This is a genomic window from Streptococcus timonensis (genome assembly GCF_047463455.1).
Classification (GTDB): Bacteria; Bacillota; Bacilli; order Lactobacillales; family Streptococcaceae; genus Streptococcus; species Streptococcus timonensis_B.
Window position 1 is genome coordinate 555,811 of the sequence record NZ_JASHDV010000001.1, and the last position, 16,717, is coordinate 572,527.

Annotated in this window: 14 protein-coding genes; 2 read left to right on the forward strand and 12 right to left on the reverse strand. The window is 40.6% G+C overall.

What is annotated here, in order from left to right:
- Window positions 1-192 precede the first annotated feature (192 nt).
- Together QM847_RS02865 and QM847_RS02870 are read left to right on the forward strand one after the other, a co-directional pair.
- Window positions 193-1,647 carry a sucrose-6-phosphate hydrolase gene (locus tag QM847_RS02865; RefSeq protein WP_414353769.1) on the forward strand — a complete coding sequence of 485 codons (1,455 nt, stop codon included), beginning with the start codon at window positions 193-195 and terminating at the stop codon, window positions 1,645-1,647.
- Window positions 1,628-2,593 carry a LacI family DNA-binding transcriptional regulator gene (locus tag QM847_RS02870; protein WP_414353647.1) on the forward strand — a complete coding sequence of 322 codons (966 nt, stop codon included), beginning with the start codon at window positions 1,628-1,630 and terminating at the stop codon, window positions 2,591-2,593. The genes QM847_RS02865 and QM847_RS02870 overlap by 20 nt, the downstream gene beginning before the upstream one ends.
- Window positions 2,594-2,632: 39 nt before the next feature.
- On the opposite strand, the gene QM847_RS02875 is transcribed toward QM847_RS02870, so the two are convergent.
- The 12 genes from QM847_RS02875 to QM847_RS02930 all read right to left on the reverse strand — a co-directional run bounded on the left by QM847_RS02875 (window position 2,633) and on the right by QM847_RS02930 (window position 16,636).
- Window positions 2,633-3,907 (reverse strand): hydroxymethylglutaryl-CoA reductase, degradative, encoded by a 1,275-nt coding sequence (locus QM847_RS02875; RefSeq protein WP_414353771.1) that lies wholly within the window; start codon window positions 3,905-3,907, stop codon window positions 2,633-2,635.
- Window positions 3,907-5,079: a hydroxymethylglutaryl-CoA synthase gene (locus tag QM847_RS02880; protein WP_414353650.1), complete on the reverse strand. Its 1,173-nt coding sequence runs from the start codon at window positions 5,077-5,079 to the stop codon at window positions 3,907-3,909. The genes QM847_RS02875 and QM847_RS02880 overlap by 1 nt, the downstream gene beginning before the upstream one ends.
- A 176-nt stretch (window positions 5,080-5,255) precedes the next feature.
- Window positions 5,256-5,705, reverse strand: a complete 450-nt coding sequence (locus QM847_RS02885; protein WP_414353652.1) for a threonine/serine exporter family protein — start codon at window positions 5,703-5,705, stop codon at window positions 5,256-5,258.
- Window position 5,706: 1 nt separating this feature from the next.
- The gene (locus QM847_RS02890; RefSeq protein WP_414353653.1) at window positions 5,707-6,468 is read right to left on the reverse strand and encodes a threonine/serine exporter family protein; all 762 of its coding nucleotides are present in this window, start codon (window positions 6,466-6,468) and stop codon (window positions 5,707-5,709) included.
- A 106-nt stretch (window positions 6,469-6,574) separates the two neighbouring features.
- Entirely contained in the window at window positions 6,575-8,434 is a 1,860-nt protein-coding gene (pknB, locus tag QM847_RS02895; protein WP_414353655.1) for a Stk1 family PASTA domain-containing Ser/Thr kinase, read from the reverse strand.
- Window positions 8,431-9,171, reverse strand: a complete 741-nt coding sequence (locus QM847_RS02900) for a Stp1/IreP family PP2C-type Ser/Thr phosphatase (protein ID WP_075567999.1) — start codon at window positions 9,169-9,171, stop codon at window positions 8,431-8,433. Before QM847_RS02900 ends, pknB begins: the two co-directional genes overlap by 4 nt.
- A gap of 15 nt (window positions 9,172-9,186) precedes the next feature.
- Window positions 9,187-10,500, reverse strand: a complete 1,314-nt coding sequence (rsmB, locus tag QM847_RS02905; RefSeq protein WP_414353656.1) for a 16S rRNA (cytosine(967)-C(5))-methyltransferase RsmB — start codon at window positions 10,498-10,500, stop codon at window positions 9,187-9,189.
- Window positions 10,493-11,428 (reverse strand): methionyl-tRNA formyltransferase, encoded by a 936-nt coding sequence (gene fmt, locus QM847_RS02910; protein ID WP_414353658.1) that lies wholly within the window; start codon window positions 11,426-11,428, stop codon window positions 10,493-10,495. The genes rsmB and fmt overlap by 8 nt, the downstream gene beginning before the upstream one ends.
- An 11-nt stretch (window positions 11,429-11,439) precedes the next feature.
- Window positions 11,440-13,836 carry a primosomal protein N' gene (locus QM847_RS02915; RefSeq protein WP_414353660.1) on the reverse strand — a complete coding sequence of 799 codons (2,397 nt, stop codon included), beginning with the start codon at window positions 13,834-13,836 and terminating at the stop codon, window positions 11,440-11,442.
- A gap of 83 nt (window positions 13,837-13,919) precedes the next feature.
- The gene (gene rpoZ / locus QM847_RS02920; RefSeq protein ID WP_414353662.1) at window positions 13,920-14,234 is read right to left on the reverse strand and encodes a DNA-directed RNA polymerase subunit omega; all 315 of its coding nucleotides are present in this window, start codon (window positions 14,232-14,234) and stop codon (window positions 13,920-13,922) included.
- A 25-nt stretch (window positions 14,235-14,259) separates the two neighbouring features.
- Complete coding sequence (gene gmk / locus QM847_RS02925) at window positions 14,260-14,886, reverse strand: guanylate kinase (RefSeq protein WP_414353664.1); 627 nt, start codon at window positions 14,884-14,886, stop codon at window positions 14,260-14,262.
- A 136-nt stretch (window positions 14,887-15,022) separates the two neighbouring features.
- The gene (locus tag QM847_RS02930) at window positions 15,023-16,636 is read right to left on the reverse strand and encodes a ribonuclease Y (RefSeq protein ID WP_414353667.1); all 1,614 of its coding nucleotides are present in this window, start codon (window positions 16,634-16,636) and stop codon (window positions 15,023-15,025) included.
- Between the last annotated feature and the right edge of the window lie 81 nt (window positions 16,637-16,717).

Below are 16,717 nucleotides of genomic sequence, written 5' to 3' on the forward strand. Positions count from 1 at the left end.
AATACCTATTATTAAAAGGTTTTTGCTAAAAAGTTTTCAAAAACTTTCATATTTTCATTGATTTTCACAAAATACAACCTCTATTTTCTGTCAAGCGTTTGACATTTTTTTCTTAATTCTATGATAAAAGACTTGCTTTTTTATAAGGAAACGTTTACTATAAAGATAGTAGAATTTATGGAGGGAATTAAAATGGAATGGACTACCGAGCGTCGCTATAGACGCTATGAAGATTGGACACAAGAAGAAATCGAACAAATCAAAGAAAATATGGCGCAGTCACCATGGCATGTTGCCTATCACGTCGAACCAAAACAAGGACTTCTCAACGATCCAAATGGTTTTTCTTATTTTGATGGTAAGTGGATTCTCTTTTATCAAAACTTTCCCTTTGGTGCAGCTCATGGTTTAAAATCTTGGATTCAGCTTGAAAGTGACGATTTGGTGCACTTTAAAGAAACTGGAGTTAAGATCTTACCTGATACTCCATTAGATAGCCACGGTGCTTACTCAGGATCTGCTATGCAGTTTGGTGACCAACTATTCCTATTTTATACCGGAAATGTTCGAGATGAAAATTGGATCCGCCATCCCTATCAGATTGGGGCCTTGTTGGACAAGGATGGTAAGATTAAGAAGATTGATAAAATCTTGATTGATCAACCTGCTGATGCTACTGATCACTTCCGCGATCCACAGATTTTTAACTTTAAAGGGCAATACTACGCTATCGTTGGTGGTCAAGACTTGGAGAAAAAAGGTTTTATTCGTCTCTATAAGGCTATCGATAATGATTATACAAACTGGCAAGAAGTCGGAGACCTTGACTTCAACAATGACCGCACTGCCTATATGATGGAGTGCCCAAACCTAGTCTTTGTCGGAGAACAACCTGTCCTTCTTTACTGCCCACAAGGTTTGGATAAAAAAGTTCTTGACTATGATAATATCTATCCAAATATGTATAAAATCGGCGCTTCCTTTGACCCAGAAAATGCCCGTATGCTAGATGTTTCTGAACTTCACAATCTTGATTATGGTTTTGAAGCCTATGCTACTCAAGCCTTCAACGCTCCTGATGGTCGTGCCCTGGCAATCAGCTGGCTTGGGTTACCAGATGTTGCGTATCCATCTGATCGTTTTGACCACCAAGGAACTTTTTCATTAGTCAAAGAACTTACCATTAAAGACGGCAAACTCTATCAGTATCCTGTAGCTGCTATCAAGGACCTTCGATCTTCAAAAGAGGAATTTTCAAATCGTTCTGAAACCAAAAACACCTACGAACTTGAGCTTAACCTAGAAGCCGATAGTCAGAGTGAAATCGTCCTTCTTGCTGATAAAGATGGCAAGGGACTCTCTATCAATTTTGACCTTGTCAATGGTCAAGTAACCGTCGACCGCAGTCAAGCAGGTGAGCAATACGCTCAAGAATTTGGAACTACTCGCTCATGTCCTATTGACAAGCAAGCTACTACTGTAAATATCTTCATCGATAATTCAGTCTTTGAAATTTTCATTAATAAAGGAGAAAAAGTATTTTCTGGTCGTGTATTCCCGCATGCGGATCAAAACGGAATCCTCATTAAATCTGGAAACCCAACTGGAACATACTACGAATTAGAATATGGTCGCAAAACTAACTGATGTCGCAAAATTAGCTGGCGTCAGCCCTACTACTGTTTCACGTGTCATCAACAAAAAGGGGTATCTTTCAGAAAAAACTATTCAAAAGGTTAATGATGCTATGCGTGAGCTGGGCTATAAACCCAATAACTTAGCTCGAAGTCTTCAAGGAAAATCAGCCAAGTTAATCGGTTTGATTTTCCCTAAAATCAGCCATGTGTTCTATGCTGAATTGATTGACAAATTGGAACACGAACTCTTCAAAAAAGGTTACAAGACCATCATTTGTAATAGTGAACACGATTCAGAAAAAGAACGTGAATACATCGAAATGTTGGAAGCCAATCAGGTGGACGGTATCATTTCAGGAAGTCATAACTTAGGTATCGAAGACTACAATCGTGTGACTGCTCCTATCATTTCCTTTGACCGTAACCTGTCTCCAGATATTCCTGTCGTTTCTTCTGACAACTATGCTGGCGGAGTCCTAGCAGCTCAGACCTTGGCTAAAACTGGAGTTAAATCTATTATCATGATTACAGGAAATGACAACTCCAATTCCCCAACTGGACTTCGTCATGCAGGTTTCGCTTCTATCTTACCAAAGGCTCCCATTATCAATATTTCCAGTGACTTTTCACCCCTTCGAAAAGAAATGGAAATAAAAAATATCTTAACCAAACAAAAACCCGACGCCATCTTTGCTTCGGATGATTTAACTGCTATTTTGGTTATCAAAATTGCTCAAGAACTTGAAATCTCAGTTCCTGACCAACTAAAAGTAATTGGCTATGATGGGACTTATTTTATCGAGAATTACTACCCTCACCTCACTACCATCAAACAACCTTTGGAAGAAATTGCTCGCCTGACAGTTGATTTGCTCCTTCAAAAGATAGAGGGCAAAGAGGTCGCTACTACTGGTTATTTCTTACCAGTTAGCCTCTTGCCTGGTAGAAGCGTCTAAGCATATAAAAAACTCAGACTTGATTAGTCTGAGTTTTTCTTATGAGCGTAAAGCTTCTAAAATACTTTTTGCTTTTTCTAGGTTAAAGGTTTTTTCAGCAATCAAACCTTCTACTAGCTTTGGTATTTCTGCTTCTTTAGCTCCTGCTAGGAGAGCTAGAGATTTAGCTTGTAATTTCATATGTCCCTGTTGAATACCAGCTCCAACCAAGGCCTTTAGTGCGGCAAAGTTCTGGGCCAATCCCATAGAAACAATAATTTGTGCCAGTTCTTTCGCAGACGGTTGACCTAGAAGTTCGTGGCTGAGCACAACACGAGGATTGAGACCGATAGAACCACCCTTTGTAGCAATTGGCATGGGAAGAGTCATCTCTCCAATCAGCTCTTCTGTCTCTATGTCTAATGTCCAGTGGCTAAGTCCTCGATAAGCACCATCATGACAGGCATAGGCATGGGCTCCTGCTTCGATAGCCCGCCAATCATTTCCTGTTGCAATCAGGAGAGCATCAATCCCATTAAAGATACCCTTGTTGTGGGTAGCAGCTCGGTAAGGATCTGCTTGAGCAAAATGACTAGCCAAGACTATCTTGTCAGCCAATTCACGCGCTTCATCCTTGTTAGGACTTAAATAGCGAAAAGCAATACGACAGCTAGATGTCACCAGAGACTCTGTAGCATAGTTAGACAAAATTCCCATAAGACTTTGTCCATGGCTTAGACTTTCAAGATGAGGTTTTAAAGCCTCTAGCATGGTATTAAGCATATTAGCTCCCATGGCTTCTTGAGTATCAACGTGAAGATAAACAACCAGAAAATCTGTCTGTCCAGAAACTTTCTCAACTCGCAAGTCACGCGCTCCTCCTCCTCGCTTGACAATTGAAGGATAAGCTTGATTTGCTATTTCAAGTAGCTGGTCTTTTTGATTCAGAATTTCCTGGCAAGCTTGTTCTCTATCTGGTACTTGATAAAGAGCAACCTGACCAATCATAAGTCTTTGATGAACATGGGCAGAAAAACCACCAGATCTGTTGATAATCTTGCATGCAAAACTAGCTGCTGCCACTACTGATGGCTCTTCCGTCACATAAGGAACAGTATAGGCCTGATTATTCACCACTATCTCAGGAACAATGGAGTAGGGAAGAGAAAAAGTCCCTACTACATTTTCACTTAGCTGATCAGCAATGGCAACACTCAAAGTCTCATTTTTCTCTAGATTATCCTGAAGTTCATGAGAGAGCAAGTCAGAATCCCTAAGCGTTTCTAGACGTTCTGGATATGTTTTTTTTGAAAATCCACTCCAATTAATCTTCATCATTTTTCAACCTTGCTATAATAACGGTGATGTTCTAAAATTTCAACCAGAGCATATTCTTGGTCTTCATAGCCCGAGAGTTTAGCAGAACCTGAACCATCAAGATGTGTCTCCTCATAGAATACTTTTTCATATTCTTCGACTGAGAGAGGTATACGCTGGTCTAACACTTTGATACGGTCTTTATCTAGATACTGCTCATAACCTTCAACCAATTCGACACTAAAGAACTCAGAAACTGCTCCACTACCGTAACTGAATAGTGCAATCTTATCTCCAGCTTTCAATGTTTCAGCATTTTCCAAGAGAGAAAGTAATCCAAGAAATAGAGATCCTGTGTAGATATTACCAACTCGATTACTATAGATGATAGAAGCGTCAAAGTGTTTCTGTAAGAGCTCTTGTTTTTCCTGAGACAATGATTCATCCAATAGCTTATTAAAACCTTTGAGGGCTAATTTTGGATACGGCAAGTGGAAACATACTGCCACAAAATCATTTAAAGTCCAATTAAAGCGTTTTTTGTATTCTTCCCAGGTAGTTTGCAAACAATCTAAATACTGCTGGGTAGAGTATACACCATTTACAAAGGGTGTAATCGAGTAATTCGGACGCCAGAAATCATTGATGTCTCTAGTCTGAGCTACATTATCGTCATTAAAGCTCAAGATCCGTGGATTTTGAGTAATCAACATAGCGATACTACCTGAACCCTGAGTTGGTTCACCCGGTGCATTGATACCATATTTTGCTATATCACTAGCAAGAACAAGTACTTTTGATCTTGGTGAATTTTCTACATGTAGCTTAGCATAATGTAGAGCAGCTGTCGCTCCATAGCAAGCTTCCTTGATTTCAAAACTACGAGTAAAAGGTTGAATACCAAGTAAGCCATGCACAAAAACAGCTGCAGCCTTACTTTGATCGATTCCAGATTCTGTCGCCACAATGACCATATCAATTTCTTGCTTTTCTTCTTCTGTTAGGATTGAATTTCCTGCACTAGCTGCAAGAGTCACGATATCTTCAGTCAAGGGAGCGATACTAATCTCCTCTAGTAAAAGTCCTTTTGTATATTTTTCAGGGTCTACCCCCCGTGCATTTGCTAAGTCTTGTAATTTCAAGACATATTGACTGGTCGCAAAACCAATCTTATCAATACCGATTGTCATATTTACCTCTGTATTTAATCATTCATTGTAAAAAATCGTCCAAGTCTATTTTATCACAAATTAAAACAAAATAGAGAAAAAAGCCTTAATCCAAAAATCATACTATTTTCTAACACTCATCAATCATCATCTGAGCCACTTCTGTTTACTAGTTTTACCCAATTAAAAATCGAACCTTAGATGGTTCGATGTGATTTTAAATGATGATACAATTTTAGAATAACTGTCCCACTGGCCATTCCAATTGAGATGACAAGAGCTAACATGACAACCAGCATAGCACTAGCAATGGTATTTCTATAGTCTCCTGTAACAAAGAATGAAGTTGTCCGATAAGACAGATATCCTGGAACTAAGGGCGCCAATATGGCAAGGCTAAAAACAACTGCAGGTGTTTTATAGATAATGCTCATAATCTGGCTAATACATGAGCCAATTACGGCAGCAATGAAGGTCGCTAAAATGACGTTAGTCGGCTCCTTAAGAAGGAGATAGAGCAACCAGATAAACATTCCTAAAACTCCACCAGGAATTAGCATAGAACGTTGTACGTTTAAAACGATTAAAAAAGTGATAATTGCTAGTAAACTCGCTAGAGCTTGCAATAAAAATGTTGTCAAATTCATATTAGTAGTTCATGAGTACCAGGGCGACAGAGGTGCCAGCCCCCAAGGCAAGGGTAATCAGCAAGGATTCAAACATCTTGCTCATACCAGAGTTAATATGATTGGTCATGATATCACGCACAGCATTGGTTAAGGCAATCCCTGGCACGAAAGGCATGACAGCCCCTGCTATAATTAAGTCAGCCGTTGAAGGCAAACCAGAATAACGAGCCCAAACTTGTGCTATCAAACCAAAGACCAAGGCACCTGCAAATGCAGTCATAAAGGGGATGCGAATAAATTTTTCTATATAAAGTGAAAAAGTAAAAGCAAACAAGGTCGCAACTCCTGCACCAATCGCATCATAAGGATTTCCGCCAAACATAATGGAGAAGAATGGAGCACTTAAGGTTGCAGCAATGATTAACTGTAATTTAGTGTAGGGCAAGGATTTTTCATTTAAATCCTTCAATTGTGCAAAGGCTGTCTCTAAATCAATTTGTCCAGAGACAAGCTGTCGAGAAATTTGATTGACATCACAAACTTTCTCAATGTTATAAAGAGACGAAGTCACTCGCTTCATACGAGAGATATTGGTATTTTCAATAGAGAAAAAAATGGCTGCCGGCATGGCTAAAACATTGCAATCCATTATCCCTTGTGAATGCGCAATGCGGATCATAGTATCTTCAACACGATGAATTTCCGAACCATTTCGAAGTAAAATCGTACCTGCAAGCATAATGATATCAATCACTGCATTGAGTTCTTTTGATTCCTTCATTTTCTCCCCCTTTTTGATATCCTTTATTTTATCATAAAATCCTCAGAAAAAAAACTTTGCCACAAATTCTGTGACAAAGTTTTATGAATAGTCTGTATTAGCTACCTCAGTTGTGCTCAGGTGTTGTTTGACTAGCTTCTGCCTCACGAGTTTGAGGAGGTGTTACCTCGATTCTATTCTCATGGGGTACTTGTGGTGTGACTGTAGTAGTTGTCGTTTGTTTTGGTTTATAAACAGAAATTTTAACACGCGTTTTACTCAAATCAAGATCCTCATATGGTTTTGGACTTTGATTGATTACAGTTCCTTCAATAGTTCCCTCAAGAACTGTAGAAACTTCTACTACCTCAATATTAGCTTCTTTAACACCCACAACTTGAATCAAATTATTCTTTGTAAATTCAAGACTTGAGCCGATATAATAAGGCATTGAAACAGTTGTAACCTTTTTAGCAACTGTCAAGGTAATCTCAGTCGCCTTGCTAAGATCGTAAGTTGTACCTTCTGACAAACTTTGTCTCATGACAAGACCAGGTTCAGTTTCACTAGATTCTTCCTCAACAATCTTAATCAGATTTTCTGGGACTTTCTTATCTTTTAACTCTGCTACTACATCTGAAGATTTACGTCCGATATAGTTCCCTATCGGGAATGAAGGTTTACCTGATGAAACAATCAGATTAATCTTAGTTCCTTCTTTACGATTGGTTCCTGATTCTGGATCCGTTCGAATAACTCGGCCTTCTTCTACTGTATCACTGGATTCACTTTTCTCTTCACCAATTTCAAAATTGGCATTTTTCAGAGTTTCTTTGGCCTCAGCCACTCTTTGCCCTGCTACCTTCGGAATCACAACAGTTGCTGGTGTCTTAGATATAATCCATAGTATAGAAGAGAGCACCAGAATAAAACTAGCAAGGAGAACCAAGTAACGAGCCTTAAAGCGACGCTTCTTCACCGACTTAGCTACTTCCTTAGGTTTAGGAGCTGCTTGAACGCTCGGTTTCTTAGTCTGAGGACGATTATCTTTTGGTTCAACCTTAGGAAGCGTTGTCAAGGTTTGTTGCTGAATCTTTGGTAATGTTTTTGTATCAACCTTACTTGTATCATCAAAAACACGTTTAGATTCATTTCGTCTATTGTGAGAGAGACTACTCAATAAGTCTACATACATCTCAGAGACTGTTTGATAGCGATCCGTTAATTTTTTCGCTGTCGCTTTAATAACAACATTTTCTAATGATTGTGGTACCGAAGGATTTTCAGCTATAACAGATGGGAGTGGTTTCTGAAAATGCTGAAGGGCAATCGTGACGGCACTATCTCCATCATATGGGACATGCCCTGTTAACATTTCAAAGAAAATAATTCCCATGGCATAAATATCACTCTGAAACGTAGCTTTAGAGCCACGAGCCTGTTCAGGCGATAAATAGTGGACAGAACCCAACATAGAGTTAGTTTGAGTCAAGCTGGTTTCCGCAAAAGCTACCGCGATACCAAAGTCAGTAACCTTAGCTGTTCCATCTGGAGTCAAGAGAATATTTTGAGGCTTTAAATCACGGTGAACAATTCCTTTTGCATGTGCTAAACGCATAGCTAGCAAAATCTGACCCATGATACGAACTGCTTCCTCATTTGAAAGAGGATAGTGTTCTTTAATATATCGCTTAAGATCGAGACCTGCTACGTATTCCATAGCTAGGTATTGCTGACCATCTTCTTCACCAATATCAGTAATCCGAACGATATGAGGATGATCCAGGTCTGCCATCGCTCGCGCTTCCCGTTGAAAACGCGCAACAGCTATAGGATCCGTCTGGTAGTTGGTCCTCAGGACCTTTACAGCTACCTCTTCCCCATCTAAAATCAAATCCTTGGCCAGGTAGACATCTGCCATGCCTCCACGACCAATTTGTTTGATAATTCGATACCGTCCGGCAAAAATCTTGCCGATCTGGATCATAGTGCCGCCTCCTCCTTAATCGAAACAAGGGCAACACTTATGTTATCAAGCCCTCCGGCATTATTTGCAAAACGAATCAAGGTTGCTGCTTTATCATCCAGTGAGATATCACTTGTTACAATATCACAGATTTCACTTCCAGAAATCATATTGGTTAAACCATCACTATTAAGCAAAATATAGTCTCCTGGTTCAAGGGTGATAATTCCCATGTCTGGTTGAATTTCATCTTTTTGACCAATAGATTGAGTGATGATGTTCTTTTGAGGATGTGCTTCTGCCTCTTCTTGAGTTAATTGTCCAGCTTTGAGCAGTGCGTTAACCAAAGAATGGTCACTTGTCAAAAGATGATATTCTTCTCCACGGATTAAACCGATACGCGAATCACCGATATGGGCATAAATAGCTTGATTCTCAATGATAGCAAGAGCTTCTAAGGTTGTTCCCATACCCCTATAAGCTTCATCACGACCTAGTTGGTAAATCTTTTGATTTTCAATTTCTAAATTATGGGCAAACCATTCGCGAACTTCATTTACAGTGTCAATTTGAGTATCCACCCAAGCTACACCTAAGTCCGTTACCGCCATTTCACTAGCAATATTGCCTGCACGATGTCCTCCCATTCCATCAGCCAAGATAATCATCGTATGACCTGCTCGGTTGACAAAAAGGTTGACATAGTCTTGATTGTTTTTTCGTTTCTGACCCACATCTGTTAATAATGAAATTTCCATTGTGTCAGTTCCTTCCTAATCAGATATCTTTCGAAATTGGCTGATAAAGAACCCGTCACTACCATACAGTTCTGGAGTAATGAGGATACAACCATCTTTTAAGATATCTTTGCATTCATGTTCTAGTTTAACCTGCTCAAACTCAGGGTGTCTTTCCAAAAATGTCTGAACGACTTGAAAGTTTTCCTCCGAGACTATAGTACAGGTACTATAGGTTATTATACCACCTTTTCGTAGTGTTTGACAAACACTACCTAATATTTCCAGCTGAATTTCCTGTAAAGACATGAAATCCGCAGTTTCTTTGTTGTATTTGATATCTGGTTTCCGACGCAATAGACCGATCCCTGAGCAAGGGGCATCAACAAGAATCTTATCAAATTGATCCTTACCAAAAAACTCGTGAACCTTTCGGGCATCCAATTTTTGTGTTTGAACAGGGTCTGCTACGCCTAAACGCTGGGCATTCTCTTGAATCAAAGTGAGTTTGTGGTCATAGAGATCCAGAGCTGTTACCTGACCTGTAGTTAGATAAGAGGCTATATGAGCTGTTTTTCCACCCGGCGCTGCACAGGCATCCAAAACCTGCTCATCTCCTTGTAGCTCTAGTGTTGGTGCAACCAGTTGACTAGACTCGTCCTGTATAGTAATAGCCCCTTCAGCAAACAAGTCATGACCCGCAAAATGCCCCTGCTCTTTAACCAGACCAGAAGCTGATAAAGCAGAATCACTTGCATCAAGCAGAGCTTTAATTTCCTCTTTTCGGCTCAAATCTGTCACACGGATACTGGCTTTATTACGTTTTAGTAGACTTTCAAAAATCGCTTGCGCTCTCTCTTCACCATACTCTTCCTTTAGTTTAGAAACTAACCACACTGGCAAAGAGTAGGCGATAGAATCACGCTTGTTCTTACGCTTGATACTGACAATATCTGGCAAACCTTCTCGCAAGATACGGCGAAGGACTGCATTGACCAGTTTTTCGCTACCTTTTTTACGAAGTTTAGCCAGTTCCACCGCTTCATTGACCACTGCATGGTCGGGAAGCTTATCCAAGTATTGGAGTTGATAGACGCTCATGAGAAGCAAAACATAGAGCCAGTTATCTAGCTTGTCTCTATCCTCAATAAAGTGAGACAAATACCATTCTAAAGTTAGTTTACGGGCTACAGTCCCATAAACAAGCTCTGTCACCAAACCTTTGTCAGTTGCTGACAGTTGACTTCCCTTGAGGTGTTTATTTAAGGCGATATTGGAGTAGGCTTGATTGATAAAAATATCCTCTAACACTACTAAAGCTAGATTTCTAGCCGTTTCTACTTTAGTCACCAAATCGTTCTCCTACAGCCAATGTCCGTCCAACACCGTTGAGGAAGGAAGCAATGTCCATCTTAGGTTTCCCTGCTGGTTGAACCTGTTTGAGTGATAGAGCTCCTTCTGCTGTTGCGACAATCAATTCTTTCTTACCGATGGAGATAATCTCACCTGGATTCCCCTTCCCTTCTACAGGCAGGGCTTCATAGATTTTAAAGCGTTCTCCCTTTAGGAAGGTATGAGCAACTGGCCATGGATTCATCCCACGGATTTGGTTAAAGAGTTGACGATTGGTTTTGTTCCAGTCCAACTTTTCTTCCTCAGGTTTGATATTTGGTGAAAATGTAACCTGACTTGGATCTTGCGGTTCTGGTTTAATTTCACCAGCTATATAAGCTGGTAGAGTATCTAAAAGTAGATCACGACCAACAACCGCCAATTTTTCAAACAAGGTTCCAACATTATCCTCATCGGTAATCGGAATGCTACGACGAGAAATCATGTCTCCTGCGTCCATTTCCTTAACCATTTCCATAATGGTTACTCCTGCTTCCTCATCACCTTGAATCAAGGCATAATGAATAGGAGCACCACCACGGTGCTTTGGAAGAAGCGAAGCATGAACGTTGACTGCAAAATCCATGCTATCAAGGAGTTTACTTGGGAGAAATTGCCCAAAAGCAGCAGTTACAATCCCATCAGCGCCCAAATTCATGATAGTTTCCATCTCTGGACTACCCGATAATTTTTCTGGTTGGTAGATAGGAAGTCCTGCCTCTTTGGCTGCTTGTTTAACTGGGGTTTCTTGGATGACTTTTTTTCGTCCAACCGCACGATCTGGCTGAGTTACAACCGCTACAATCTCGTAGCGCTCATCTGACAAAAGCCCCTTTAAAACAGTTGCTGAAAAATTGGGAGTTCCCATAAAGATTAGTTTTGTCATCTTTTCTCCTTCTATAAAAATTGTTGCGGTTCGTGGTCAATACTGAGACGAAGTTCGCTATTTTCACGTTCTTGAGTTAGGGCTAAGACCTGATTAAGGGTAGAAGCCAACTCATCTTCTAAACGGTATTTAATCAATATTTGGTAGTGATAGAGGTTATGAGTACGAGCGATAGGTTTTGGCGTTGGACCAAGAATTATACTAGCATCCGACAAACCTGACCGCAATATTTCCATGACTTGATAAGCACGTTTAAGAACCTCTTCTTCTTTCTTATGAGACAAGGTAATTCCAATAGTGAAATAATAAGGCGGGTAACCTAACTGACGTCTGATTCCCATTTCGTAGGAATAAAAACCTTCGTAGTCCTGATCCTTGACAAAACGAATGGCATAATGCTGAGGATTATAGGACTGAATCAAGACTTGACCTGCCTTTTCAGCTCGACCTGCTCGTCCTGCTACCTGGGTCAAGAGTTGGAAGGTTCTTTCAGAAGAACGGAAATCAGGCAGATTCAAGGCTGTATCTGCATTGAGAACACCAACCAAGGTCACATTCGGGAAATCCAAGCCCTTGGCAATCATCTGGGTTCCTAGCAATATGTCCGCTTCACCCTTGCCAAATTGTTCAAGTAGAGCTTGGTGGCTGCCCTTCTTACGAGTTGTATCCACATCCATTCGTAAAATGCAAGCCTCTGGAAAGAGTTCTGCTAGCTCATCGTAGGCCTTTTGAGTCCCAGTTCCATAGTAACGAATACTACGACTCTGACAGTTTGGACAGACATGGGGAATTTCTTTCGAAAAACCACAATAATGACAGTTCATGGTCTTGGTATCCATGTGAAGCGTTAGAGAAATATCGCAGTTTGGACAGGTGTCCACGGTCCCACATTCCCGACACATGACAAAGCTAGAATAACCACGGCGATTGAGCATGAGAACAACCTGCTCTTTTTTATCTAATCGATCTTGAATTGCCTCAATCAAAGGGGGTGTAAAGTTAGATGTTTCATTTTGCCCGATATAGTCACGAAAGTCAATCAGTTGAACTTGAGGAATACTTGCTAAAGGATTGGCACGTTGAGTCAGGCGCAGATGCTGATAAACACCCTTGCCAGCACGCGCACGACTTTCTAGACTCGGTGTTGCAGAACCAAGGACTAATGCTGCTTGATTGTACTGAGCTCGTAAAAGAGCCACATCTCTAGCATGATAACGAGGATTGCTGTCTTGCTTATAGCTAGCCTCGTGCTCTTCATCGATAATGATAACACCTAGATTTTTCAAAGGTGCAAAAATAGCAGACCTGGCCCCAACAACTACCTGAGCATCTCCACGCTCCACCTTGCGCCACTCATCATACTTTTCACCATTGGACAAACCCGAATGGAGAATGGCAACTTTATCACCAAAACGAGCAATAAAACGCTCGGTCATTTGAGGTGTTAGAGAGATTTCTGGGACTAAAACAATCGCTGTTTTTCCCATATTCAAGGCCCCTTGGATAATCTGCAAGTAAACCTCGGTTTTCCCACTTCCTGTAATTCCTTGAAGGAGAAATGGCGGATGTTTTTTTCCAATCGCTCCAACAACTGCCTCACAGGCTTCTTTTTGCTCTGGATTTAATTCTAAAGATTGACTAGATTCAATACCTTCAAAATAGGCAGCTGAACGTTGGACTTCTTTTTGAAGAATCGTCAAAGCACCCTGTTCCACAAAGAAGTTAACTTGGTCTCGTGAGTAATGTTCCAACAAATCAGCCAAAGGAACTGTTTCAGGATGTGCTACTAAATATTCTCGCAGTTCCAATTTCTTCTTGGCACGCTTTGAGATTTCTAGTTTTTCTAGTTGTTCAAGATTGATTTCAACCCATGATTGAGTTTTGACCTTCTTTTGGTCTACAGCCTGATACTCTAACTTCAAAAGTCCTTTTCGGGTCAATCGCATCATCTCAGCCTGCTTTTTTAGGTCAAGTGATGAAAAAGCTAGGGATTCCTGCGAACCAAACAAACGGTCTCTGTCCTTCTGACTCAAGCCTTCCAGAGGATAGAGGATTTTATCATAGCTAGAATTCAAAAATCCCGGAAGCATAGCTTTTAGAATAGAAATCTTGTATGAAAAAACTGACTTACGTAGTTCTTCAGCTAGCCAGAGTTGTTCCTCCGTTAAGACAGGAGAAAAGTCCAGCACCTCAGCAATCTCTTTCAAGTCCTCGTCTGCCACATCTGCATCAGAGTCTTGTTCCATTCCAAGAACAATTCCCTGAATCAAGCGATTAGCCTTCCCAAAAGGTACATGAACCCGCATGCCAACTTCCAGCATCCCCTCAAATTCCTCTGGAATCTTGTAGCTATAGGGCTGGTCTGTCTGCATCAAGGGGACATCTACAATGATTTTTGCAATAGCCATATCCTCACCTCCTTCTCTTTTTAATCCTTTTAATTGATTGAGTATTCTTGCAATAGAAAAAATAAGATTGAGTCCCCCCAACCTTAAATTTTTTCACCTTCTTCTTTTTCTTTAGCGATTTGCTCTTTGATTTTCTTTTCTTCTTCTTCTCTCAAGCGTCTTTCTTCTTCGATTCGACGTTGAACAGCCTCACGTTTTCCATCTGGATCTGGGTGGATGGTTACGTTCCCTGATTCAATTTCTTCCAAGGCACGAAGAGTCGACTTTTCAGACTTAAATTCTTGAGTTGGGGGTGCTCCAGCTTCTAATTCGTGGGCACGTTTGGCTTCTAAAATAACGAGTGAATATTTTGATGGTACCTTGTCAAGCAAGGTATCAATAGAGGGTTTTAACATCATTTACTTGTACCTGTTTTCTATAAGTTTAACGAATATTTGGAGACTTGGGTAACATATCCTGGTAATGACCGATGACACGATCCACACGGAAATGTTCTGCTTCGATGACACGTTTTACACGCTCGGCAGCTAGAGGAACATGATCATTGACAATAGCATAGTCGTACTCACGCATCAAAGCAATTTCTTCTTTAGCTTTTTCGATACGTTGGGCAATCACTTCTGCACTATCAGTACCACGGCCTACGAGACGATCTTGCAATTCTTCCAAATCTGGCGGTGTCAAAAAGATAAAGACTGCATCTGGAACTTTTTTCTTAACCTGAAGAGCTCCCTGGACTTCAATTTCAAGGAAGACATCGATTCCCTTATCAAGTGTTTCGTTGACATAAGTCAGAGGAGTTCCATAGTAGTTACCTACATACTCTGCATACTCTAACATTTGTCCCTGACGAATCAAATCTTCAAATTCTTCGCGTGAACGGAAGAAATAATCAACACCATCAACTTCCCCAGGACGTTGTGCCCGTGTCGTCATAGATACTGAATATTGAAATTGATTTTCAGAACTCTCAAAAATCTCTCGTCTAACCGTTCCTTTTCCAACTCCAGAAGGACCTGAAAAAACGATTAGTAAGCCTCGGTCTGCCATTATGTCTCCTTTGGATAGTTTGTGAAATGACCTAAAAAATTGAGCAAGATTATCTGTATAAAGGCATTTCTAGTAACTACAATCTTTCTATCTAGTGTAACAAAAAAGCAGTAATTTTTCAACTGCTCTTTCTTATTTATTTTGCATAATCAACGGCACGAAGTTCACGAATAACGGTTACCTTGATATTTCCTGGGTAATCGAGATTGTTTTCGATTTTCTCACGAACTTTGTGAGCCAAGATTGTGACTTTGTCGTCCTTGATTTGACCTGGATTTACCATGATACGGATTTCACGTCCAGCTTGAAGGGCGAAGCTATTTTGTACTCCTTCAAAGCTATTTGCAATCTCCTCTAAGTCATGGAGACGTTTGATATAGCTCTCAAGAGACTCGCTACGAGCTCCTGGACGAGCAGCACTTAGAGCATCCGCTGCAGCAACAAGAACTGCAATAACACTCTCAGGCTCTACATCTCCGTGGTGGCTAGCAATAGTATTGATAACAACTGGGTGTTCCTTGTACTTGCGAGCCAATTCAGTACCGATCTCAACGTGGCTACCTTCCACCTCACGGTCAATGGCTTTACCGATATCGTGAAGGAATCCCGCACGACGAGCGAGAGCAGCATTTTCACCAAGTTCACTAGCCATGATACCAGCCAACTTAGCAACTTCAATCGAGTGACGCAAGACATTTTGACCGTATGAAGTGCGGAACTGCAAACGACCCATGATTTTCATCAAGTCTGGATGAAGGTTCGGTGCTCCAATTTCATAAGCAGCAGCCTCACCATACTCACGAATCTTGTTGTCAATCTCTAGACGATTTTTCTCAACCAACTCTTCGATACGAGCTGGGTGAATACGTCCATCCTTAAGCAAGGTTTCCATCGTCATACGGGCAATCTCACGACGGATAGGATCAAAACCTGACAAGGTTACCACTTCTGGTGTGTCATCAATGATAACATCAACCCCTGTCAAACTTTCAAAGGTACGAATGTTTCGTCCCTCACGACCAATGATACGACCCTTCATGGTATCATCAGGCAGATGAACCGTAGAGTTTGTAGATTCGACTACATACTCACCAGCAATTCTCTGCATAGCTTGAGCCAAGATATCCTTGGCTAACTTATCTGAACGTTCCTTAACTTCTTGCTCAGCCTCACGAATGCGACTAGCAATTTCTTTAGTTAAGTTTTCCTCTGTCTGAGCTAAGATAATATCTTTTGCTTCTGTCTGTGTCAGGGAACCGATACGTTCCAATTCAGCTTCTTTTTGTCTTTCGACTTCCTCTAATTGCTCTTCCCGTGCATCAAGGTTTTTTGCTCTATCAGAAATACTTTGTTCTTTTTGTTCAAGAGTTTGTTCTTTGTTCGTTAAATTGTCATCTTTACGGTCAAGACTCGCTGCTCGTTCGGTCAAACGAGTTTCAATTTGTTTGAGTTCTTGACGTTCTGATTTAAATTCAGCGTCCACTTCTTCACGGTATTTTCTGGCTTCCTCTTTGGCCTCCAATAGTGCTTCTTTTTTAAGAGACTTACTTTCACGTTTAGCTTCATTCAATAATAAATCAGCTTCACGCTCAGCTTGTCCACGTAAATTAGTTGCTTCTTGTTCAGCATTTAAAAGCATCAACTCTGCAGCCTCTTGTGATGATTTCATCTTGACTGAGATGCTGATATATCCAATGACTAAACCAATGATGACGGCAAAAACAAGAATCGCAATTGTCATGATTTCCATGTTTTTACCTCAATTTATTTGTTTATCCGAATGACATACATTCTTATACATTCTACCACAAAAATTGATTTTTAACAAACC